This is a genomic window from Dongia sp. (genome assembly GCF_041905885.1).
Classification (GTDB): domain Bacteria; phylum Pseudomonadota; class Alphaproteobacteria; order Dongiales; family Dongiaceae; genus Dongia.
This window is the reverse complement of sequence record NZ_JAYRKD010000001.1, coordinates 274,980-297,653: the sequence shown is the minus strand read 5'-3', so window position 1 is coordinate 297,653 and position 22,674 is coordinate 274,980. Positions and strand designations below refer to the sequence as shown.

General features: G+C 60.1%; 17 protein-coding genes. 6 read left to right on the top strand and 11 right to left on the bottom strand.

What is annotated here, in order from left to right; genetic code table 11:
* Positions 1 to 34 precede the first annotated feature (34 nt).
* From ACH2CY_RS01415 to ACH2CY_RS01395, 5 genes are all read left to right on the top strand, one after another.
* Entirely contained in the window at positions 35 to 3,517 is a 3,483-nt protein-coding gene (locus tag ACH2CY_RS01415; RefSeq protein ID WP_395015108.1) for an AAA family ATPase, read from the top strand.
* Positions 3,518 to 3,727: 210 nt separating this feature from the next.
* Positions 3,728 to 4,120, top strand: a complete 393-nt coding sequence (locus tag ACH2CY_RS01410; RefSeq protein WP_395015106.1) for a hypothetical protein — start codon at positions 3,728 to 3,730, stop codon at positions 4,118 to 4,120.
* Between the two features lie 101 nt (positions 4,121 to 4,221).
* A complete protein-coding gene (locus ACH2CY_RS01405) occupies positions 4,222 to 5,769 on the top strand; it encodes a hypothetical protein (protein ID WP_395015103.1) in 1,548 nt (515 codons plus the stop codon).
* A 43-nt stretch (positions 5,770 to 5,812) separates the two neighbouring features.
* A complete protein-coding gene (locus tag ACH2CY_RS01400) occupies positions 5,813 to 6,208 on the top strand; it encodes a hypothetical protein (protein WP_395015101.1) in 396 nt (131 codons plus the stop codon).
* 405 nt (positions 6,209 to 6,613) lie between these two features.
* Positions 6,614 to 7,906, top strand: coding sequence for a tyrosine-type recombinase/integrase (locus ACH2CY_RS01395; RefSeq protein ID WP_395015098.1), 1,293 nt, complete (start codon positions 6,614 to 6,616; stop codon positions 7,904 to 7,906).
* Between the two features lie 427 nt (positions 7,907 to 8,333).
* On the opposite strand, the gene ACH2CY_RS01390 is transcribed toward ACH2CY_RS01395, so the two are convergent.
* The 11 genes from ACH2CY_RS01390 to ACH2CY_RS01340 all read right to left on the bottom strand — a co-directional run bounded on the left by ACH2CY_RS01390 (position 8,334) and on the right by ACH2CY_RS01340 (position 22,026).
* The gene (locus tag ACH2CY_RS01390; protein ID WP_395015096.1) at positions 8,334 to 9,572 is read right to left on the bottom strand and encodes an ABC transporter substrate-binding protein; all 1,239 of its coding nucleotides are present in this window, start codon (positions 9,570 to 9,572) and stop codon (positions 8,334 to 8,336) included.
* An 84-nt stretch (positions 9,573 to 9,656) separates the two neighbouring features.
* Complete coding sequence (locus tag ACH2CY_RS01385; protein WP_395015094.1) at positions 9,657 to 10,352, bottom strand: ATP-binding cassette domain-containing protein; 696 nt, start codon at positions 10,350 to 10,352, stop codon at positions 9,657 to 9,659.
* Positions 10,342 to 11,115 carry an ABC transporter ATP-binding protein gene (locus ACH2CY_RS01380; protein ID WP_395015092.1) on the bottom strand — a complete coding sequence of 258 codons (774 nt, stop codon included), beginning with the start codon at positions 11,113 to 11,115 and terminating at the stop codon, positions 10,342 to 10,344. The genes ACH2CY_RS01385 and ACH2CY_RS01380 overlap by 11 nt, the downstream gene beginning before the upstream one ends.
* Positions 11,112 to 12,035, bottom strand: coding sequence for a branched-chain amino acid ABC transporter permease (locus ACH2CY_RS01375; protein ID WP_395015091.1), 924 nt, complete (start codon positions 12,033 to 12,035; stop codon positions 11,112 to 11,114). The genes ACH2CY_RS01380 and ACH2CY_RS01375 overlap by 4 nt, the downstream gene beginning before the upstream one ends.
* Complete coding sequence (locus ACH2CY_RS01370) at positions 12,035 to 12,895, bottom strand: branched-chain amino acid ABC transporter permease (RefSeq protein ID WP_395015089.1); 861 nt, start codon at positions 12,893 to 12,895, stop codon at positions 12,035 to 12,037. The genes ACH2CY_RS01375 and ACH2CY_RS01370 overlap by 1 nt, the downstream gene beginning before the upstream one ends.
* 345 nt (positions 12,896 to 13,240) lie before the next feature.
* A complete protein-coding gene (locus ACH2CY_RS01365) occupies positions 13,241 to 13,765 on the bottom strand; it encodes an aromatic-ring-hydroxylating dioxygenase subunit beta (protein WP_395015087.1) in 525 nt (174 codons plus the stop codon).
* Complete coding sequence (locus ACH2CY_RS01360; protein ID WP_395015084.1) at positions 13,762 to 16,611, bottom strand: FAD-dependent oxidoreductase; 2,850 nt, start codon at positions 16,609 to 16,611, stop codon at positions 13,762 to 13,764. The genes ACH2CY_RS01365 and ACH2CY_RS01360 overlap by 4 nt, the downstream gene beginning before the upstream one ends.
* Before the next feature lie 15 nt (positions 16,612 to 16,626).
* Positions 16,627 to 17,595, bottom strand: a complete 969-nt coding sequence (locus ACH2CY_RS01355) for an amidohydrolase family protein (RefSeq protein WP_395015082.1) — start codon at positions 17,593 to 17,595, stop codon at positions 16,627 to 16,629.
* 110 nt (positions 17,596 to 17,705) lie between these two features.
* Positions 17,706 to 18,830, bottom strand: a complete 1,125-nt coding sequence (locus tag ACH2CY_RS01350; RefSeq protein WP_395015080.1) for a 2Fe-2S iron-sulfur cluster-binding protein — start codon at positions 18,828 to 18,830, stop codon at positions 17,706 to 17,708.
* An 8-nt stretch (positions 18,831 to 18,838) separates the two neighbouring features.
* Positions 18,839 to 19,684: an FAD binding domain-containing protein gene (locus tag ACH2CY_RS01345; RefSeq protein WP_395015078.1), complete on the bottom strand. Its 846-nt coding sequence runs from the start codon at positions 19,682 to 19,684 to the stop codon at positions 18,839 to 18,841.
* Positions 19,681 to 22,026, bottom strand: coding sequence for a xanthine dehydrogenase family protein molybdopterin-binding subunit (locus ACH2CY_RS01340; RefSeq protein WP_395015076.1), 2,346 nt, complete (start codon positions 22,024 to 22,026; stop codon positions 19,681 to 19,683). The genes ACH2CY_RS01345 and ACH2CY_RS01340 overlap by 4 nt, the downstream gene beginning before the upstream one ends.
* 161 nt (positions 22,027 to 22,187) lie before the next feature.
* Here ACH2CY_RS01340 and ACH2CY_RS01335 point away from each other — a divergent pair, with 161 nt between their 5' ends.
* Entirely contained in the window at positions 22,188 to 22,667 is a 480-nt protein-coding gene (locus ACH2CY_RS01335; protein WP_395015074.1) for a MarR family winged helix-turn-helix transcriptional regulator, read from the top strand.
* Positions 22,668 to 22,674: the final 7 nt, after the last annotated feature.

Below are 22,674 nucleotides of genomic sequence, written 5' to 3'. Positions count from 1 at the left end.
CGTCTTCCCAGCCCATGCAGAGGAGTCTTCAGACATGGCTATCAACTACATCGAGGTCCGCGTGCTCTCGACCGGTCGCGGCGAAAGCGCCGTCGGTCTTGGCGCTTATATCTGCCGCGAGCGGTGGAAGAGCCACTTGACCGGCGAGACCTACAACTTCCTCCCGGAAGAAGCGAAACAGGCCCGGGAGGCCGCCGCCCTGGAAGCGGCCGCCGCCGCGATCGATGCGGAGAAGCGGAATAAGCGGAAGCGCAAGAAAGGCGAGCCTAGGGAGAAGAAGCCCAGGAAGAAGCGCCGCAAGAGCGACATCGTCGGTCGCCCCATGATCTTCCTACCGACCGGTGCCCCGAAGCGATTCAAGGATCCATTGACCCTATGGCGGGCGGCCGAGGCAGCGGAGATGACCGTGGACCGCGAGGACGGCCTTCCCAGACCGAAGAAGAAGGCGACGCTTGCAAAGCACGTCGTCCTCGCTTTGCCCAAGAACATCACCGACGATGAACGGCGCGATCTTCTGCGTGCATGGGTGGAGCATGCTTACCCTGGCGTCGCCGTCATGGCGGTCATCCACGAAGCCGACGACCCCGAGATCGGCAATCATCATGCCCATCTGCTCATCTCGACACGGACGCTCGATGCGGAGGGGTTTGGCAAGAAGGCGACCTACCTCGAGCCGAAGTTCTCCTATCGGGCGGGCCGGTCGGTCCATGTCGAATCGCAGGATCTGCCGGGCCAGTGGCGGAACTTCCAGAACCGCTTCTTCCGCGACCGCGGCATTCCGCTGGTGGTCGATGCCTCCATTGAAGCCGGCGGCGTGCACTGGGGCGAGGCCCGCTTCATTCCGGACAGCGTCCGGGTGGAGAACGACGAGATCACCCGGAAAGCGGCTCGTGACCGGATCCTGGATCCGAAGAACCTCCTCGCCGACGCCCTGCGCAACCGCGCCACCTTCACCCGGCGCGGGCTCCGATGGTTGCTGAAGGCCAACAACGTCTTCGGCCAGGAAGCCTCCGATCTGATCAACCGAGTGTTGGCCGATCCGGAGGTTATTCCGCTCTTCGATCCGGAGACCGGAAAGCCGCTGAAGGTCTACACGACCAATGCGGTGCGCAACCAAGAACGGCTGATCCTGGAAACGGCCAGGAAGCTCTTAGGGCGTAAACCGACGAAGCGTCAGCTGGCCAAACTCAAGGCCGACATGCCTGGACGCATCGCCGCGATGACCTTCTCGTCCGAACAGGAAGTAGCCTATGAGCACCTGCTGCTCTCCGGCCGGATCGCGATCTGCCGCGGTATCGCCGGCGCCGGCAAGTCTCACGTCATCAAAGGCATCAAGGCCACCTACGAGGCCGCCGGTCTCCGGGTCGTCGGTCTCGCCCCCACCAACAAAGTGGTCAACACGATGCGGACAGAGGGGTTCTCGTATGCGAACACCCTCCACTCAGAGCGGTACCGGCTGGAACACCCTCGCCGCAACACTCTCCTCTGGAATGCCAACACGGTCGTGGTCGTGGACGAGGCCGGCATGATCGATTCCGGAATGATGCAATGGCTGATCGAGACCGCCGCCAAGACCGGTGCGAAGCTGATCCTGGTCGGCGACGAGGCCCAGCTCACTTCAGTCGAGCGTGGCGGCATGTTCGCGATCCTGAAGAAAGAGCTTGGTGCCGTCGAGCTCAAGGAGGTCCGGCGCCAGGATGAAAGCTGGGCCAAGGAAGCGAGCCTGGCACTCTCCGAGGGACGGATGTCAGAGGCCGTGGAAGCTTATGCAGCCCGGGACAGGATCCATTGGTCGGATGATCTTGACGGTGCGATGGACCGCCTCGTCCTCCGCTGGAGCGAGGATTTCGCTTTGGACCCCGACACCCCCAAGTTCGTCTATTGCGCCACCAATGTCGTCGCCAACGAGCTCAACAACCGGCTTCAGGCGATCCAGTTCGCCGGCCGACGGGACTTCATGGAATTCACCTGCGTGCGAGGCAAGATCCGCCTCTTTCCGGAGGACCAGGTGCAGTTCCACGCGACCGACAAGAAGCTTGGCATCATGAATGGAGCGGCCGGCAAGGTCGTCTCCATGGCACCCGACGAGATCGTGGTGGAGACCGATGCCGGGAACATGATCACCTTCGACCCAACCGTCTTTGACGGTTGGGGGCTCGGGCGCTGCGGCACGGTCTACCGAGGGCAAGGCCAAACGCTGCCGCGGACTTACGCGCTCTACGACCGTGAGCGCGCCTGGTCCCGGCGTTCGGCTTACGTCGCCATGACCCGGCACCGGAAAGGGTTCGATCTCTTCGTGCCGAAGTCCCTCGCCAGCGATCTTGGCCAGCTCGGCCGGCAGATGTCCCGCGGCGATGACAGCGAGGCGTCCCTCACCTATGCAAGCCGCGACGAGGCCGCGACCCTGTTTCCAACGGCGCTCGTCAAGGCGGTCCAGGAACACGGCGCGCCGCGGGAAGTCGCTGCCGGCGAGGCCGCTCCCGAGGCACTCGCCGATCATTGGCGGTTGACGCCGCACTGGCGCTTCGCTCGCGACTATTCCGCGCTCAAGAAGGCCGCCAAAGCCGCAAGCCCCTATTCTTTGATCCACGCGCATTTCAAGGGCGCCAATGAAGCGGCGCTCGATCGCGGAATTCTACCCAAGACCGGATACCGCGATCCAGGCTGCCTCAAGGACTTCCTCCCCAAGAACCCGCGCATGGATCCGGCGCTCATCCCTGGGAAAGGCGGTTTCGATGTCAGCCCCATCGTGGTCAACATCGAGACCCTGAACTATGGCGCCTGGTTCAAGATTTTGCGCCGGCTGCGCCAACTCGATCACCATGTCCTGCACGCGATCGAACGGCAGCTGGACATGATCGCCAGCCGCATCAACAACGTAATGGCCAAGGCGGATCTCTTCTCCGATCTGGTCGTTGCACGACACTTCGTTCGTTTCGCCGCCTTGCTGAAGCGGCGTGATTCCGAGGGCAAGCTCCGCCCGGCACGGACCCGGCGCGAGTTCCGGCATCTCCGGTCGCTCAATCCGGTTCCGCGCCAGACCTATGGCCGCTTCCGGCTCCATCGGAACCATCCCGTCCATGGCTCGATCCTGGCCGATGTGCTTGGATTTGTTTCCGCACGCAACCGGCCCAGCGCGTTGACGAATGTCCAGCAAAATGCCTCCAGCCGGGGTGCCGCGCCGGCCAACGCGCCAGCGCCGGCGCAACCGCAACGGCCGGCGATCACACCGCCCACGACGCAACTGCAGACCCCGCGGAACGTTCCCCCGGCGGCGGCCGCGCCGACGACGCGTCAGCCGCAGCGGCCAGCGTTCACCATCGTCCCAACGCTGCGGCCGCGGACGCCGGAGCCTCCGAAGAACGTCCCGCCAGCGGCAGTCGGGCCTGCTACACCACCGCCGCAACGGCCGGCCGGACCGGCCCCGCAGCAACCGGCGCCGCCTCCATCGAACGATGCGCCGTTGCCCAAGTCCACACCCAAGCCCCGCAAGGGTAACGACGGACCCGTGATCTAGACATCGGTCCCCGAGAAGCATGGACGCCCATCCCTTGCCTCGACCGTCGTCGCCACATCGTGCGCGACGGCGGTCGAGGCCAGAAGGCCAAGACCGGAAAGTCAGAGCTTAAGAAGCCTCTGCTGTTGCGCCCACGATTAGATGGGCACCTTCATGACAGAGCCCTCGGCGAAGAGGTCACCGCATACGCAATCTAGCCACAGAACATATGTGCAGGACTGGAGCGGACAGGTCATTCCCTGCACGATGATAAGCGGCGCGGATCTCGCCCAGCTGGCCGAATCCATGGACGATCTCCTCGTCTATCAGGTCGGCACCACCCCCCTCCCCGACTCCGAGATCTCGCGGATCACCGAGTCACTGAGGTCCCTCGCCTGGCCGCTTCGGGACCTGATGAGCGATCCCCACGCAATGAAGCGGATTCTCGTCCGCCAGGTCACCGATCGGCTGGCACGCCTTCGCCTCACAACCGGCCGCCATGTTCTGGCAGGCGTCTCCATCGAGTTCGAGGGCGAGACCGAGCGAAAGACTCTCCTCATCGTCATCGCGCCCATCCGGGTCGAAAGCTGCGATTTCGAGATCAGAGGCCGTTCGGCCGCATAGAGCCGGCCGCGGGGGCGGGCGTCCACCGTGAACGCCCGCACCCGCGGCTCCCCTCCCAGAGAGGGAAACTCCCAAATCTCCCGCATAGAAAGAGTACCCAGATGGCAAGCCAGATCCTGGCACTCCCCAACGACCTCTTCATCACATTCCACCGCGCGCATTGGAACATCGCCACCGCTCTCCGCGCACTCGGCCTGGAGATGTCCTTCATCGGCCATTCCGGCGATGAGGTGTTCGTCATTACGGCGAACTTTCGCGCGCTCGGCCTCAAGGCTCGACCGGTGGGCAAGACCGAGGTCGTGGCCTTCATCATCGCCCCCGATGACGTAGACGTGACGCAATGGGCCTGGCCGACGCCACTCTCGCACGAGGTCGTCTCGAGTCTGATTGGCAACTTGCAAGCTGTCATCGAAGAGTCGGACGACTTCACCGCGCACGACCGGTGTGCGCTCATAGACCGGTTCGGCGCAGCCACTTCCGGACCCGAGACCGGACTGAGGCCCACAATGCCCGAAGAGTCCATCAGTCCCTGGCATCCGAAACTGCTCGAGCAAGGCCAGTGGCTGAGCGTGGCCTACGCGACCGAACTGGGGGAGCTTGCCAGCAAGCTTGAAAGCTATCGATCGCGCCTCGCCGTCGCCGATTGCGAGATGTTGATCGCCTCTCTTTCCTGCCATGCTGAGCTCGGCATTCGGCTCGCGCTGGACACTCGGAACGACGGACGACGGGGCTCGGTCGCTCGGCTTATGTCACAGAGCCGGCGTGGGTCGCTGCGCCAGAGCATCGACCATGCGACCCAACTGTCGGACGCGACTTGTAGCGCATTGAGCCGATACGACCCCCTCGCCATCCACTACCAGCCGCTTGAGCTGATTAAGCAGCTGGTTGCAATCCATGATGAGGTTCAGCCGACGGCGCGGCGCCTGCGAACCATCCCGAGATGGCGGCTCCAATGTTGGTTGGATGACGACCTGCGGCAACGGCTTCCAGTCCCGAGCTATATGCCAGTCGAGGCCTTGCCGCATGCGGCCGAACTCTGGCTGGCGGACCGCGATCCCGGGCGCTGGCTGAGTGTAAACCCCTTTATCTGGGCAGTGCTTTCACATCTCAAGTTCGCTGAGCTCTCGCTGCTCCAGTCCGAGAATGGCCGCATCGGGCGGCTTCTTTTTAGTCTCGATCTGCACCGTGCCGGTTGGCCGATCTTGCCATGGGAAGCCGCCATCGAATGCAACTTCGACCTCTACATCGCGACCCTTCGCGACGCTCTGTTGTCTGGCCAATTGGATGGATTCTTCAAAACCATGTTCAAGGTTTGGGGGGACGCAATCGCCATCGGTGACCGGATGATGCAGGTGATCGTGCCCGAGCGTACGCGCCTTATCGATGCACTTCGCGATCCCGATTGCCTCGGTCCTGGTGTCTCCGATGATCTGGTGTGGAAGCGAGCAGAAGAGATGCTTGGATGCATCTTCATTGAGAGTCTCAGGGATGAGGAGAACGGACGAATTCTCTTGAGCGACCTCGAAGATCTCGGTGCTCTCGAACGGAGCGCTACACCCGTTGGAGCTCTCTTCAGTGCTCCAGCCATTCGCCGGGTCTTTTCAGGGCTGCCAGCGCTGGTCTGCAGCACCGCAGATCCAACCCGATAAACCTGCTTGCACTGGCTTCCAATCGGCCCCCCGGCACGGACCAATGTCTACTTTGATCTGTTTGATAGAAAGCTTGCAAGCTATCGAGAACTCCGCGGTGGTTTTCAGGGGTCGATTGCGCGGCTCCCCTGCGGGATCGCGTCCGCGCATCGGCGTCGGTGAAACTTACGATGCGGCCTTTCGGCCGATCTCGAGCGCCAACGACGTCATGAGCGATGATGTCCCGTGGCAGTGGACGATAGCCGATAGGCTCCACTCGCGAAATGCCGAGGAAGCGAGCGATGTCAGACGACTGGGACATGAAACCGAGAAGATCGCCGACAGGCTTAGAAATCTCGGGCACTTCCGCTCACCGCCGCTCTTCGGGACGACGGCGGCGGAAGTGATCATGATGCTGGCTTGGCCCGTAAACGCCGGCCAGCTGCGGATGGCTGGTTAGACGTACGATGAATGAATCCTCGGGTCAAATCCCTTGGCAGGTCCAATCTCTTGAGATCGTATCCTGATGGATCGAAAGTTTTTTCGCCTAGATATTGGAATTTCTAGGCCCAGCGCGACCACAGCGTAGCTCACGGCTCTATATCAGAGTCATGAGAGCGAGCACTGACATCATGCTGGACCGAGGATTCGATCGCGAAGACGCTGAGACGTCTGCGCGAGGTCCTGAGGCGTGGCCCATCACCATGTCAGCAATGGCCGCGAAGCTGCTCATCTCCAAGCGGACCTTGAATTCGTGGCTCCAGGAACTCCGCATCAAATTCCCGGACGAGCACTTCTCATTCGGAAGCCGTCGCGCTCAAAGGTTCGAGAAATTCCACTATGACCGCATCGTAGAGAGAACCGCATGCCTCTTAAGCTCAAGACCTATAAAGGCCGCCCGTACTATTATTTACGCGGCACCGTCAAAGCGAACCGCAAGCGGGTCCGCATATACGAGACTACAGGCATTCGCATTGGCACGCCCGGAGCAAAAGCAAGGGCGCAAGAACTCCTGATCCGGCGGCAATCTGAACTCCTAGAGGAGTTGACCTCAGGGAAGCCAGCTCGGGATCTTTCCTGGACCGAAGTGGCCATGCTTTACTGTAAAGCTCGCGCCCTCAGCCGCATCAGCAAGCGGCCGGAGCTAGAGGGCACGATCGATCCGGAAGCTGGCTATGTGCTGCGCTTGACCAACTTCCTGATCAGGCGGAAGGCGGCTGGTCGCCCCATCGGCGACCTTAGGCTCGAGGACATCCAAGCCTACTTCAACAATCATCTGCGCGGCAAAGAGCTTTCATACCTCCACCGCTGCCGCAACAACTACTTGGCCGTCATGAACTGGGCGGTCGCGGAAGAGTATTGTGGGGCGGATTTCCCTATGCCTGAACTGCCGAATTACGATCCGCGCAAGATTCCGGTCAACAAGAATTTGCCGCGCTCCGTCATCGACTTGTTCATCAAATTTGCGCCGCAGCATGCCAAGCTGCTTTTCGAAACCATATTCGACACCGGACTTCGGGGCGGTGAGCTGCTCTTCCTCAATCGCACCGAGCCTGACGATGACGACCCGCGCCGGAGCGGCCTTTCCCTCGAGGAAGGCAGTGAGTTCCTCCACCTTGGTGTCACGAAAGACGGCAAAGCGATAACCCGGTCGATTTCCGGTCGGCTCGCTCGGCGCATGGAGCAGGCTTTGAAAGCGCGCAAGGATGGCCATGACGCCCTCTTCCTCACCGACAAGGGTGTGCCGTACAAGCGCGCCAGGGTGCAGAGGGGCTCTCAGTTCCGCTCAGCGTGGAACTCAACCCGCCGGAAGGTTATCTACGAATTGACGTTGGACTTGGAGGCGGCGAAGCGACGAGGAAACGACGTCAGGATCCGCGAACTCGTGAATTGGATCAAGATGGCCAAACGCGCTACCGGCCATTGGGGCCGACATTCGATGATCAGTCGCGCCGTTCTTGCGGGCATGAGCGACCGTCAGATCATGGCGGTCAGTGGACATCGATCGCCGCAGATGATCGCTCGCTACTCGCATCTCGGTCAAAGTGAGTCGAAAGAGCTCGCAGAAACGGTGTCGCTGGATGGCATGCCATCGGCTCCGGTCGCGTCCAGAAAGAATCCGGTCAAGACGGCTGCACGCAAGCACGTTGGCAAATGACTGTGCTCAAGCGTGGAATTATCGGGGCACCCACCGAGACTATAGCTTTCTGAGGAGCTAAAGTCCGCTGTTGGCGCCAACAACAGACTCTGGCGGACATGGGGAGACGTGCGGACGTTCGAAGCGATTTCGGTTCCGTTGAGCCCGTGGCCTAACTAAATGGCTAGACAGTCTCCGCAATAATGGGAGTCCTCCGAGCGGCAGCTGAAGTGGACCAAGGATACGGAAAACATTGCCACGACTATCGCAAGCCGGGTGCCAGCGCCAAGCATAAACAGGGCGGCACGAGTATCACTCTCACCCGTGCCGAGGCTGGCTGACACGGCCTCGGTGCCGGCGCGCTTCGAGCCCCTCGGATCCGCTGGCCGCCCGTCTTATCAGACGGCCAGCGGAGTGTTGGATGCGGCATGGACTCCCGAATGCCCGGCTACTTTTGTTCGAAGGTGCTTGCGGGATAGAACTTTTCGGTCACCCAGGCACCGTCTTTGGCACCCTGGATCGTGTAAGCGCCCGACACGGTTCCGCTCTTGTCAAAGGTGAGCGAACCGGAGGCGCCGACGAGGTCAATGTCTTTGCCTTGCGCCAAAGCTGCCTTGCCTTCAGCAAAAGTTGTGACCGGCTCTCCGCCTTCCGAGACGTTCCTGATAGCGGCGTTGATGCCGTTGCCGGTGCAATCACCACTGGCTTCCAACGCGAGCGCGACCAAATTTACGAGATCATAGGAGTTGGAGGCAAACGGGCCTGGTTCGTTCTTGGTCTTCGCGAGATATTTCTCCCGGAACGCCTTGAACTCAGGAAATGAATTGTCGGCATCGGCAAATTCCACAAAAGCGCGACCATTGAGGAGGTCCGCTCCGACCGCACCGAAGGTCTCCGGGACCGCGAGGTCGGCAGACAGGAGCCACTGCCCTTCAAAGCCGCCGACACTGGCCTCCTTGATCACCGTGACGCCCGAAACCTGGCCACCTGCGAGATAAATCGCGTCCGGCTGATTGGCCAGCACCGAAACAAGCTCCGCCTGATAGGACGGCTGGTTCGAATTGAAGACAACATAGTCAGTGATCGCAATACCCGCGGCCTCGACGCGCGCCCTAGCGGCTTGCGCCGTCGAAATGGTCGACTCCTCGTTCTGAACGAGGAATGCAACACGCTTGTATCCACGCTCCGACAGCCACAGGCCGGCGGCGATGCCGTCCCCGAGATCCGAGGAAACGGTGCGATAGACAAAGTCGCCGCCCAGCTTGTTGAGGGTAATACTGCCGGCGATTGAGGACGCAAGCACAACCTTCTTGCGCTTCGCCAGGTCAACCAGCGCCACCATCTCGCTCGAGGACGGGCCAATGATGGCAACGGCTTTGTCCGTATCGATCATTTTTGACGCAGCTCGGAGGGCGTGATCGGGCTGACCGCGAGTATCATCCACAACGAAGCGGAGATTGCCACATTTCGTCCCGCCAGCCGCATTGATCTCGTCTAAGGCCAGATCAAAACCTGAGGCGACGATCTCGCCAAACCGACCGAGCTCACCGGTAAGGGGAACGAGCACCCCGACCGTGATATCCTTGGCTGCTGCTGCACCGATCCCGACGACTGCAGTCGATGTGACGACGAGCGATGCCGCGGCGCAGGCGTGCATTAGTTTTCGAAGAACAGCTCCGTGTTGCATTGTGCCTTTCTCCTCTGTTTTCCATTTAGTGCGCTGTTGATTCAGTGTTCTTAAATATTTCCACCAGCACTCGAAGATATGGGATTAAAGCATGGCTGCCTCTAGGCGGCCCGGCTCCAGGAGCCGCTTGCTTTCGAGTACCTCGCGGATCCGTCCGGCTTCCATAACAAACGTCATGGTAGAGGACGACAGGATATGTTCCGGATTTTGCTCCACCACCCAGACCACGCCCATTCCGTCGAAAGCCAATTCGCCGATCCATTTGACGATCCGGTCGATGAATATGGGGGCAAGGCCAGCGGTCGGCTCGTCGAGCAGCAGGATCTTTGGCGCGGCAAGAAGTGCCGTCGCAATCGCGAGCGTTTGGCGCTCGCCGCCCGACAATGTCGAGGCCATCTGCCGCGACCGATCCTTCAGGATCGTGAAGCGCTTATATACCTCCTCGATCCTGCCCTCGCCGCCCCTGAAGGCCAACGAAGACGCCCTGAGGTTGTCCTGCACCGACAATTCAGTGAATACATTGTGTTCCTGAGGCACATACCCCACGCCCAGCTTGCCAATCTGTAGCGGACCCAGGCCGACGACAGATCTGCCATCCAGCGTAATGTCCCCTGCCGTCACAGCCAGTTGACCGGCGAGGGCTTTCATCAATGTGCTCTTGCCCGCCCCGTTGGGACCGAGAAGACACGTAATCTCGCCAGGCTTCGCGGCGAAATTCAGGTCATGCAAGATGGTCATTCGGCCGTAGCCGGCACTGAGGCTAGTAACGTCAAGCTGCATTGTCAGCTCCAAGATACGCCGCGACCACTTTGGGATCAGCGCGGACTTGCGCTGGCGAGCCTTGTGACAGCAGCTGGCCGTTCTGGAGCACGACGACGCTGTCGGCAATTTCAAGGAGGAAGCGCAGATTGTGCTCGACGACAACTAAAGTAACGCCCTCCTTGTTGAGGTCTACGAGTAGGTTCTTCAACTTGACCTGAAAGCTTGGTGTTACGCCGGCGGTCGGTTCATCGAGGAGCAATATTCTGGGAGAGCGCATCAACTGCCGAGCCACTTCCAGCATGCGCAACTCACCGCCCGACAACTTCGAGACGGAGGCGCTCATCCGATCCTTCAAGCCCACTCGGGCCGAAATATCGAGTGCCTTCTGCTTTAGAGCTGCATCGGCGGAACGCCAGCCGCCGTTGAGCACCGACACCAGGTTCTCTCCAATATTGTCCGACCCGACCAGGACATTGTCCAATGTGGACAGAGAGTGGAAAGCACGCGGTGTCTGAAATGTCCGCCCGATCCCCAAAGATGCAATCTCGGAGGATGGGCAGGTTGAAAGATCCCTGCCCTCCAGCACGACCCGTCCCGAAGTAGGCTTCAGAAATCCACTGATCAAGTTGAATAAGGTGGACTTTCCAGCACCGTTGGGACCTATCAAGCCGACAAATGATCCCTTGGTGACCGCGAAGCTTAGGCCATTGTCTCCGCCCACCGCCTTCAGACCGCCGAAGCGCTTCGCCACCCGATCAACGAACAGAAACTGATCGCTCATGCATCGCGTTCCTTCCTGAACAGACGTTGAAACGGTTGCCAACGCAGAATAACAATGAACAGGATGCCGGTGAGGATTTCCTGAGCGGACGACGCCATCTGCGCGCCACGCACCGTTTCGAACGGATAGACCCGGATGCCTTCTTGAATCAAAATGAGCAACATGGTGCCCAGTATCGCACCGAGAATGGTGCGCTCACCGCCGATGACCAATGCAATCCATACTGTGAAGGTAACTTCGGCCGTGTAGAGGCTGGGAGCGACGAGCGTCGTGATCATCGCGTACATTGCGCCGGCGAGACCGACGGGAACCGCTGAAATAAGGAAAACTTCCAGGCGTATCCGAGTGACGCGCTTTCCGATTGCCTGTGTGGCCAACTCGTCATCATGGATGGCATCCATCACGCGGCCGTAGGGCGAAGCGAGAATGCGCCTAAACAGCAGCATCGTCACTATCATCAACAGCATCGCAGCGAGTGCATAGGCAATACTGTCATCTAACCCCGTCCAACTGATGTCCGGACGCCTGATGTTCGAAAGGCCCAGGTTTCCATTTCCTATCCTGCTGTCATTCAGAAGCAGGGACCCGAGGACTTCGGCGAAAGCGAATGTCGTCAACGCGAGATACTCACCGCGCAGACGCAGCGTCGGCCATCCGGTTATCACAGCGAAGGTGAATGAGGCCGCTGCAGCCCCTATCAACCCCATCCACCACGGCGCCGCGAAACCAAACATATACTGGTCCGTTTCAGTCGGCGGGTCCTGGGTGACAATCGCATAGGCATACGCCCCCGCCGCGAAATAGGCGACGATGCCGAAGTTGATCATGCCACCGCGTGCGTACTGGAGATTCAAAGCCAGCGTCAAAACTGCATAGACGCTGCCGAACAAAAGAACGGCGGTAACGAGCTGCGTCCACATTATTGCTTCTTCCTTCCTGCAAGTCCCTCAGGGCGGAATACGAGAACGAGGATGACCAGGGCAAAAGCTATGAGCGGGCGGTAACCTGCCGGCAACCAGAGCACCGAGAGATCCATTGTCAGGCCCACGATCAGCCCGGCGACAATGACCGTATAGAGCGATCCCAGGCCCGCAAGAATTGCAACGGCGATGATTTGTAGAATTTGGCCGAACGCGATGTCAGTCGAGAGCGTAGAAATAAGTCCCAGCACGACACCCGCGACACCTGCGAGGCCTGATGCGAGGAGCCAGGCCGCGCGAGAAGTCTTGCGAATATCGATGCCGCGCAATGACGCCAGTTTGGGGTCCGTCGCCATGGCCCGAATTGAAAGGCCGATCCTGGTCTTGTTCAGGAATATAGCGATCGCGATGACCGAAAGTGTTGCGAGGATGACCAGGATCAGCTGGTAGTTGGTGATGCGGAGGCCAAAGAACCGCAGGCTCTTGGCGAGCGGAATATCGAAGCTGCGGATGCCGACGCCAACCATGACGTCAACGAAACCTCCTATAACGAAAGCGACTCCAACCGACGAAATCAGGAGCGTTGCTGGGCCGCGGCTGCGAATTGGCTCATACACAAGCCTCCCGATTGCAAGGCCCAACAGAGCCGTGACGAGGATGCCGCACAAAGCGGCCGGCAAAATATGCCACCCGAGTTCAGCGTTGAGAGCCCAGGTTGTAAATGCCGAAACTCCGATGAGTTCGGCGTGCGCGATATTCAGGAAACCTTCAACACGCCGGGTCAGCGAAAAGCCGATGGTTGCAAGAATCAAGAAACAGCCGGTCACAATACCCGTGACCACGAACTGACCGAATAACAACACAGCTACCTACCTCTGAAAGATTGCGCCAGGTCCTTTGCTAACGCCTGGGCTTCGGAAGCTTGAGTCCCGTTGCGGGGCCCCGCCTCACTTTCTGCCTGTTCCCTGTCTCTGCCTTTGTTAGAGCGAATTCTTCTGACAATCGACGCAAGGTCGAGCCATCGCTTCATATTCTTAAGTAGGGTACTCCGTTTTCTCCGAAGCGCAACGATAATTAATCGATTGACGAAATCTTCTGCAACTCGGCGCCGCTGGACTGCCAAATTCTCTGCGTTCTTAGCGCGGGCTGACCCGCGTCAGGAGCGCAACCAGGGGGTGCAGGCAGTTCGGCGTGGTTGGGGATTCTCAAACCGGAAGAACCAGCGCGTTATTCACAAGCAATGTGTCGTAAACGCAGATGCGGCTGCGCAGCAGCAGGCGGCCATCCGGCTGGCGTGCAAACTTGTCCAGCATGCGACCCGCCTGATGCAAACGGCCGTACGGCGAGTCGGCCACCGTTTCGATCAGGATGTAATTCGTCTCCGAGGAAATAAGGCCGCCCGCCTCATCGATGTCAGTCACCCGCGTGTTGGCCAGGTAGTGCCGCAGATAACGGGGCCCGAACATCGTAGTCCGCGTGATCGCCAATGCGCGGTCGAAAAGCATCGCTTGGCCCTCGCAATAGACGAGCCCAACAGGTAGGCCGCGATCGTAATTCTCACGGGATGTGATGTTATAGAATGCATCCCTCTCGAAGAAGTGCGGCCAATCTTCAAGCCTCCCGTCGTCAAGAACTGCACAATACTCCGCGTTGAATTCTTCGATTTCCCATCGCGCTTCCCGGAACGCTGCCCGATTGGCGTGCGCCCGCAGGAAAACTGGATTGATCACAGCCCCATCTCCTGCCGCCAGTGTTGGTACATGGCCCGGATCGCTGCCTCTGAGATCAGCGTGTCCGAACTGCCTGCCTCCACTGCAGGATCCAGCGCGACATAGTGCCGGTCCGGGGTTGCGTTCAGCATCCCGTCCTGTACGAATTTAATTGCCTCGTTGTCTTCGACGCCAAGAAATCCGGCCGGCCCCATGAGGTTACCCTGCCGCAGACGATGGCGCGTGGTCTCATCATCATCGCCTTCGTAACCGAACATGGTCCAGGTCATGATGAAATCGTTGGGGCCTTTCGGGATGATATGACGTACGCCCAATGTATTCATCTCACGTTGCACGATCAGGTTCGGCCATATCACCTGCATCGTTACCGACCATGGCGACTCGAACTCCGGTATGAAATCCATCAACCGCGGATCCTGGAGAGTCATACCTTCGCGATAGGCCCGCATCTCTTTCTTGTTTTCGTCCGCAACGTTTCCGGAGTCGCTTTTCGCCGAGGCCATGGTCGAGTGCCGGCCTCGCGGGTCGACGATCATCGCCGACTTGTTACCCGCGACGAGCAGCCCAAACGTCACGAGGAAAGTATGCAATAGAGTTGCGTGATACGGGTCCTTGAGATTTTCAGGATAGAGCTTCCAGTTGCCGAGCAGCGTGTGTCGGTAGTAACCGAGAATCTTCAGCTTGCGGCCATTGAAGACGGCGTCGAAGTCCTTGAGCATTTCTTCGCCGAGATAGTCTTCGATCGATTCCATCTCCGCTTGATACGATGCGAAAATGACGCCGTTTCGCGTGGTGACAAAGAGCTTGCGCAGCCCGTGCTCCTCGGGAGAGAAGTCTTTTCCCATCCCACCCTGTCCCGCGACGCCGCGCCTGAATGGAACGCCCTTAAGGTTCCCCTTCATATCGTAGCTCCATTGGTGATAGGGACATACGATTTCGGCAGCGTTGCCGCGCAGCTCGCGGCAGAATTCGGCGGCACGATGAGCGCAGCGGTTCTCAAACACGTTGATGGAACCGTCCTCGGCGCGCGTCACCACCACCGGGGTCGGTCCCACGCTCGAGCGCATGTAATCACCTGCATTCGGCAACTCGGCTTCGAGCCCCACGAAATTCCAGGTGCGTCCATGAAAAATGCGCTCGACCTCGCGCTTGTAGATCTCTTCGCTTGTATAAACCCAATCCGGTATGGTCGTGAGTCCGGTATTCGGCCACACATAGCGCTGTTCCAGGCTGGCAGCGTGTTCCATCTTGGAGTTCCTAATCGCATTGGCGGGTGATCTCGGTAGCGTCATTTCATGGGATCCATGTGCGAGCGCATTGCGAGCGTCGCGCGTTCCGCTTTCCAGAAGTTCGCGCGCCAGACGGAGCGCGGCGGCATCGCCGAAGGTGACCGCGCCCGCAAGCTTGCCGTCCGGTGCGATACAGAAAAAGCTCGGCCCGTGGGCGGATGGCCTGACCACGGTCTCGTCGTTCGATCCAAGAATACCCACGATCTGGATCGACCGTCCGAACTGATCCGACCAGAACCAGGGAACCTCATCTGCGCCCCCGCTCGTCCCGGCGATGAGGCGCCCTACCTTGATGGCGGAGTTCTTGGCGTTTTGCCACGATTCAAGTCGAAGGAGCGCGCCGGTCGCCGGATCGCGCCGCGACGCCGCATCGCCGACTGCAAAGATCAGCGGGTCACTTGTTCTGCCCTCATGATCGACGACAATGCCACTCTCGACCGTGAGCCCGCTTGCAATCGCCAATTCCGTATTGGGTATGGCGCCTACGCCGATAATCACGACGTCCGCCGGCAAGACGGCTCCGTCGGTCAGAACGACCGCCGTCACGCCATTCTCATCACCGTCTATGCGTGCAACGCCCACACCGGTCTTGATCTCGACCCCGGCACTCCTTGCTATTCCAGCCAAGTGCGCTGCCGCCGGCTCGGGCAGAACGCGCGTCATCAGGCGAGACTGGCTTTCCAGAACGGTAACGTCCTTACCCAGTGTCCGGGCGCTGGAAGCGATCTCCATGCCGATGAATCCACCCCCGATGACCACGACACGCGATGCCGCGCACAAACCCGCGCTCAGGGCCGCCGCGTCGTCCCCGGTGCGCAAAAGATGGACGCCCTCTCTTTCCGCACCCAGGATCGCCAGTGTCCGCGGCCTGGCGCCGGTTGCGATGACGAGGGTATCGTATTCTATCGCCTCTCCAGTCGACAGCGTCACGCGCCGTACCGCGCGATCGATTCCGGTTGCGGCGACCCCAGTGCGAAGGTCGATATCGAGCTTCTGCTGATCGACCGCCTTGAACACGCGCGCGTCTTCCAGCGTGCATTTGCCAAGAAGGAAATCCTTGGACAATGGTGGCCGTTCATAGGGAAGCTCTGCCTCATCGCCGATGATCGTGATCCAACCGGCAAACCCGTGCTCGCGCGCGGTTGACGCCACCTGTGCTCCGGCCTGACCTGCTCCAATGACAACAAGGCGGCCGTAGGCGCGGCCTGCTTTCATGGCGGGTGGCGCTGCTATCCCGTGCGGCGCATTTGGAGTGACATCGACATGTACGATGCCATTTTCGATTTTGACCGGATAAGTCGTGATGTCCTTGGTAACCGGGCTTCCTTGCGCCTTTCCCGTGCGAATATCGAAAAGGCCCTGATGTAGCGGGCATTCCACGCAGCCGTTCTCGACAAATCCATCGGTCAGCAGCGCAAACTGATGAGTACAGACATTGCTCGTCGCATAGACGCCGTCCTCGAGATCAAAGAGCGCCAGGCGCAGGCCGTCGACTTCTACCGGAATAACCCTTTTCTCCTTAAGCGTCGCCAAGGGTATTGTCGCAAACCATGGCATTCCGGGTCTCCTTTCCTAGCTTCCCATCGACAGCTTGAAAAGCCGGGCCGCGTTCCCGCGGCAAACGAGATCGCGGGTCGCCGCGTCGATTGGCGCTGTCTCGATGAAATCGGCCGCTGTCTTGGTGTTCTCGTATGGATAGTCGACCGAAAACATCACAGCTTCAGCGCCCATTTCCCCGATCGCTCCGATGAGAGCCGGGTGCGAGCAGACACCGGACGTGGTGATGAGAATGTTGCTGCCAAAATATTCAGACGGAGTTCTCTTCAACGACACGCCCATGGGATAAGCGGCAAAGCGACTGTCGAAGCGCCAGCGGAGGAAGGGAAGTCCCTCTCCCATATGGCCGAGAATGACCTTGATCCGTGGAAAGCGGTCGAACACGCCCCCGAACAGCAGCCGCAAGGCATGGCTCCCGGTCTCGACCCCCCAGCCCCAGCTTGCGGCAAACAGTTCCGGATGGCCCTCGAGGACGTAAGGGTTCCGGTAGGCATTGGCCGGATGAAGATAGAAGGGCACGTCGAGCGCCTGCAGAGCCTCCCAGAAGACATCATACTTGACGTCATCATAGTAGACGCCTGCCGTGTGACCGTTGACCAGACAGCCTTTGAAGCCGAGCTGCCGGACGCAGCGCTCTAATTCCGCGATAGCCGCTTTGGGATCCTGCATAGGCAACGCGGCGAAGCCGCCTAGTCGATCCGGCCGGGATTCGATTTGGCGCGCCAGAAAATCGTTGGCGCGCTCGGCGGCTTGCGTCGGCGAACCGTCTTCGCCCTGGACGCCGGGCCCAGTGAGGGAGAGGATCGCGTAGCTGATCCCTCCCCGGTCCATCTCGTCGATCCGCTCGTGATGGAAATCGTTCAGGCGCCTATTGAGGGTCGCTGCGGTTTCCGCGGACAGATGCCGAATGAAGTTCAGCGAATGTTTCTCGAAACCCGGCGCCATGAAGTGCTCTTCAAACGCGATCTTACCGGTCTTGACCATTATCGATGGCCTCCGTGCTGAACTAGGGCTTAGGCGCGGGCGATTGCTTGAATACGAAGTATGCTTCCTTTATAATTATTCGCAAGAAGAAATTTATACCCTAGACGTGTCTACTTCCGTCTGAAGAGATTGCGCAGCAATCCAATCAGCACCGCCTTGCCGAGGGCGAAAGCACTCACCCCACCGGAACGCACCGTGCCGCCTGACAATACGGCGTCGCAATTGGCGACGAATTGGGCCAGGAGAAAATCGACGAAGCCGGTTACGAGTTCCGGTCGGTTGAATTGCGCCAAACTGCCCTCGATGCGAAACCGCAATATCACGCTCACGCGAGACTTGCCGGACTGCCTGTCGCCTTGGACCTGATACTTCATGTTGCCGGTTACGTTGGATTGACCGCCCTTATCCTTGCCATGAGCCGTCAGTTCACCACTCCGGTTCGCATGATCGAAACCGAACGTTCCTTCACCCTCGAACTTCGCCGAGATTAGGCCGAAGCGAACCTCCATCCACCCGGAGAAGGTTTCGCCCGCGACGTCTCTTAAGACTGCGCCCGGCAGGCAGCGGGCGACCGCGTGCAAGTCGCTGAAATGCCTCCAGACGGCCTCGGCATCATGCGCAAGTCCTACCTCGCGCTCGACAACGGTCCACCCCCTCTCCAGCCTTACTTTACCGCCAGCGGCGATATCGGTGCTCTTGCGCCTGACGCCTTTGGCTTCGAATGGCCCAAAACCGCGCGGCTGCACTGCATCCGGCTGCCGCGGCAGTATCGGCTCGATTCCGAGCTCGTTACGCCGTCCGATCACTTCTTGGATTGCGTGGACGATACCGATGTATCCGGTGCAGCGGCAGAGATTGCCGCTCAACTCATTGCGGATGCGCGTTTCATCGGCGTCCGGCAGTCGCGCGACCAGATCACGCGCCGTTGCCAGCATGCCTGGTGTGCAGAAGCCGCATTGCAGCGCGTGATGTCGCGCGAATGCCTCGCGAAGAAGGTCCATCGAGGCATCGCCGACATAGCCCTCGATCGTCTCGACCTTCGCGCCGTCGCACGAACCGGCGAACGCGATGCAAGACCGAACCGGGCTCCCATTGAGCATGACCGTGCAGGCGCCACAGACGCCGTGTTCGCAGCCAAGATGCGTCGCGGTCAGATCGAGATGGTCGCGCAGCATTTCTGCAAGCTGTGTGCGGGGGGAGACATCAAGCGTGCATTGCTCGCCGTTCACATTCATCCTGACAATCATTGGGGCAGGACCTTGCTGATCGCTCGCTGCAAGGCAACAACGAGCTTCTGGAGCTTCACGTCGTCGCCGAAGCCGGCCAATCCGGCCGCGACGGCGTCACGAACGCGGGGATCCGGCAGCGGGCGCGCCGTGCGGGCCAATTCAAACGCCAGCTCGTCCAGGATAATAGGCGCCCCGCCTGTGGCGCCGGCGACCACGCAGGCATATGAACGTCGCGGATCGATGACGACGGCGCCGATCGCATCCGCGAACTCACCGACCTTGCGGCAGATCTTGTAATATCCCCAGCGCTCGCCACCACTCCAGGCCGGCACTTCCACAGCCGCGATAAGTTCATCAGCGCCGAGAGCCGTACGGAAGCCGCCCAGCATGAAGTCGGCCATTGCGATCTGTCTCGATCTTAGGCGCTGGCGATTGTCGTAAGAAACTGCTTCGACCTTTGCGTTCAGCACCGTCATCGTCGCAATCCAGTCCGCGGCCGGGTCCGCGTGAGCGAGGCTTCCGCCGACGGTGCCGCGATTTCGCACCGCACGATAGGCGATGCCGCGCGCAACATAAGGGAGCAGCGGCGGCAAGCCATCAGGCCCCTCGCCGTCCTCTATCCGCGCATGCGAAACTCCCGCCCCGATCCGGATGCTGTCTCCGCTTCGCTCGATGCGCGCGAGATCGCTGGCCTTCGTCAGGTCGAGCAGCCGCTGGGGCCTGGCAAGACGAAGATTGAGCATCGGGCCGAGGGATTGACCACCCGCAATGAATTTCGCGCCGCTTTGCGGCTTGGCTGCCACCTGCGCCGCCTCTTTGGCGCTGTCGGCCATCTGATACTCAAATGCGACGGGCTTCATGCGGCGCTCCTTTCGCGCCCCTTGCTTTTGATGATCGCCGCCAAGACGCGGTCAGGTGTGGCTGGGATCTGGTTGATTTCCACGCCAAGCGGCGAGAGCGCGTCATTGATTGCGTTGACAATGGCTCCGCCGGGCGCAATCGCCGCGCCTTCGCCCACCCCCTTAATGCCATGTCGAGTGTAGGGCGAGAGTGTCTCGGCATGCCCAAGCCGGAATTGCGGCAACTCCGCCGGACCTGGTAGAATGTAATCGGCGAAAGTGGACGTCAGCGGCTGTCCAGCCGAATCGTAGAGCACCTCCTCGAACAGTGCGCTGCCGATCCCCTGCGCGGCGCCCCCATAGGCCTGCCCCTCGAGGATCAAAGGGTTCACGCGCCGCCCGCAGTCCTCGAAGATCACGTAATCGAGTATCCGGGTCTGCCCGGTCTCGACATCCACTTCGACTGTCGCGGCATGAGTGGCGTAGGTGAAGACGCCACTGTCAACATCGGGCTTGTAGCCTTCGGTCACTTCGAGGCCTTGTGTGTTGACGTCGCTGGCGAGCTGATCTGGGCGCAAATACCATGCGTAGGCAATCTCGGCCAAGGTCACCGAGGTGGCGCCGTGGAAGGCGGCGCCGTCTCGCAGAACGATGTTATCCGGTTTGCATTGCAGGAGGTGTGCGGCATGGATGCGCACGCGCCTAGCCAGCTCCTCCGCGGCCTTGGATACGGCTCCGCCGGCCATGACCATGCCCCGCGACGCATAGGCGCCGGTCGAATACGGGGTGGTCGCGGTGTCGCCCATGGTCACCTTGATTTGAGAAACGTCCACGGTCAGCCATTCGCTCGCGACCTGAGCCAAGGTCGTCTCTAATCCTTGTCCGAATCCTTGATTGCCCGACCGGACCTCTATCGAGCCCGATGGCGTGATCTTGACCATGGCCTGCTCGTAGCCCGGCACCAGCGGCAGCCCCCACGACGCGAAGACCTTGGTGCCATGCGCCGATTGTTCGGTAAAGCAGCTGAGTCCCAGTCCGAGGTAGCGGCCTTGCGCGCGGGCATCCGCCTGGCGGGTCCGAAAGCTCATGAGATCGATCATATCGGCAGCCGCCTTCGCGGCTGCCGGATAGTCGCCGGAATCGTAGAACTTCTTCGTCACATTCGTGTATGGCATCGCGGCAGGAGGCACTAGATTTTCTAACCGTACTTCCAGCGGCTCGCGGCCAACGGCGCGCGCGATGGCATCCATGGTCAGTTCCATTGCGAAACAGACGCCAGGTCGGGCTACGCCTCTATAAGGCGTAAATGCCGGCTTGTTTGTAGCCACGGAATATGTCCGACAGGAATAGTTCGCGAGCACGTATGGGCCTGGCAGATTGCCGCCTGCTTGTGCAGCCTCGAGGCATGCCGTGAACGGCCAGACGGAGTAGGCGCCGATGTCGACGGTCACATCAGCGTCCATGGCCAACAAGCGCCCGGTTGCGTCGGCGTAGGCCGTAATCTTGTAGTGGTGCTCACGCGTGTTGGCGCCGGCCACCAGATGTTCGCGGCGATCTTCGGTCCAGCGGATCGGGCGACCGATTTTTCGCGCGACCCATGACACCGACAATTCTTCAGGCTGAAGTACGCATTTGTATCCGAAACCGCCGCCGACGTCCGGCGCTATGACCCGCACCTGTCCCTGGCTGAGCTGAAGGAAATCGGCGAGGCCGGTTCTTATTAGATGCGGAACCTGGGTCGATGTGTAGACAACCAGCTGGTCGGCCCGCGCATCCCAGTAGGCGAGCGCGCCTTTGCCTTCCATCGGGCTCATGCATTGCCGCGCAGTAACGAACTCGCGCTCGATGACGACCGCGGCGTTCTGACGAGCGGCGTCGATATTTCCGGGATGCACCGTTCTGAGAAAGAGATTGTCTTCCCACTCGTCGTGTATCCTTCCCGCGTCGGGCTTCAGCGCATCCTTCGCGCATATGATGGGTTCCAGAGGATCGAGTTCCAGCTCCACCCGTTCAGCGATATCTTCCGCCTCGGCTCGTGTGGGAGCGATGCAGATCGCCACGCATTCGCCGACGAAACGAACCTTCTCGCGGGCGAGCGCCGGATAGTTGGAGATACGGTAGGTAGGCAGTGTCGACCGCGCGCGCATCGGCAGGAGATCGGGCATGTCTTCGGCAGCAAAGACTTGTGACTCGAGACCGGCCGGCTTAACGATCTTGCGGATCTTGGCATGCGCCACTGGGCTGCGAAGGAAGGCCGCTTCCCACAACCGCGGCATCTTTATGTCGCCAACGAACATAGCTTTGCCGAAAAGGTGTCTCGCATCTTCTTTGCGTGGCACACGATCCCCGATTCCCGTAGTCATACTGGGCAACTCCCTGATGACGCGACCTGAGAACCGCTGTTAAGACTTGAAGTCGCGACGGTTTCTATATACGAAGCGTACGTCCTATTTTGTGTGTTGGCAACATCACCGCGGCCGACCATTAGAAATTTGCTCGACTCACCCGGCACATGGAGCTCACGATGAACCAGACAATCTTGGGACCATCCTCGGAGTACGACGATCTCTGGGACAGGCCAGGTTTCCTGATCCGACGACTGCATCAAATTCACGTCGGGTTGTTTGCCGAAGAGTTTTCCGAGTGCGATCTGACAGCCGTACAATATGCGGTCCTTTCCATACTCGAGAAGAACAGCGGCCTGGATCAGCTCAGCCTTTCAATGGCTGTCGGCGTAGATCGCGTGAGCGGTGCGGATGTCATCAGGCGGCTGGTCGGCCGCGGATTGGTGAGCCGGCAGGTATCGAAGACCGATCGTCGCGCAAAGATCGTGGAAATCACGCGAGCGGGAAGAGCGATGGTTCGCAATCTGCGCCCCGCGATGCAGCGCGCCCAGGAAAGATTGATCGCGCCGTTGACGATTAAAGAACGCAAATATTTTCTGGACATCCTTTACCGCCTGATTGAAGCGAACAACGATGCCAGTCGGGCGCCGATGACATGAATCGGCC

Coding starts and splice junctions, on each gene's coding strand:
- ACH2CY_RS01405 (WP_395015103.1), top strand. CDS start 4,222: ATGGCAAGCCAGATCCTGGCACTCCCCAACGACCTCTTCATCACATTC.
- ACH2CY_RS01400 (WP_395015101.1), top strand. CDS start 5,813: ATGTCTACTTTGATCTGTTTGATAGAAAGCTTGCAAGCTATCGAGAAC.
- ACH2CY_RS01345 (WP_395015078.1), bottom strand. CDS start 19,684: ATGAAGCCCGTCGCATTTGAGTATCAGATGGCCGACAGCGCCAAAGAG.
- ACH2CY_RS01350 (WP_395015080.1), bottom strand. CDS start 18,830: ATGAATGTGAACGGCGAGCAATGCACGCTTGATGTCTCCCCCCGCACA.
- ACH2CY_RS01395 (WP_395015098.1), top strand. CDS start 6,614: ATGCCTCTTAAGCTCAAGACCTATAAAGGCCGCCCGTACTATTATTTA.
- ACH2CY_RS01340 (WP_395015076.1), bottom strand. CDS start 22,026: ATGACTACGGGAATCGGGGATCGTGTGCCACGCAAAGAAGATGCGAGA.
- ACH2CY_RS01390 (WP_395015096.1), bottom strand. CDS start 9,572: ATGCAACACGGAGCTGTTCTTCGAAAACTAATGCACGCCTGCGCCGCG.
- ACH2CY_RS01335 (WP_395015074.1), top strand. CDS start 22,188: ATGAACCAGACAATCTTGGGACCATCCTCGGAGTACGACGATCTCTGG.
- ACH2CY_RS01360 (WP_395015084.1), bottom strand. CDS start 16,611: ATGCCATGGTTTGCGACAATACCCTTGGCGACGCTTAAGGAGAAAAGG.
- ACH2CY_RS01375 (WP_395015091.1), bottom strand. CDS start 12,035: ATGTGGACGCAGCTCGTTACCGCCGTTCTTTTGTTCGGCAGCGTCTAT.
- ACH2CY_RS01355 (WP_395015082.1), bottom strand. CDS start 17,595: ATGGTCAAGACCGGTAAGATCGCGTTTGAAGAGCACTTCATGGCGCCG.
- ACH2CY_RS01415 (WP_395015108.1), top strand. CDS start 35: ATGGCTATCAACTACATCGAGGTCCGCGTGCTCTCGACCGGTCGCGGC.
- ACH2CY_RS01380 (WP_395015092.1), bottom strand. CDS start 11,115: ATGAGCGATCAGTTTCTGTTCGTTGATCGGGTGGCGAAGCGCTTCGGC.
- ACH2CY_RS01385 (WP_395015094.1), bottom strand. CDS start 10,352: ATGCAGCTTGACGTTACTAGCCTCAGTGCCGGCTACGGCCGAATGACC.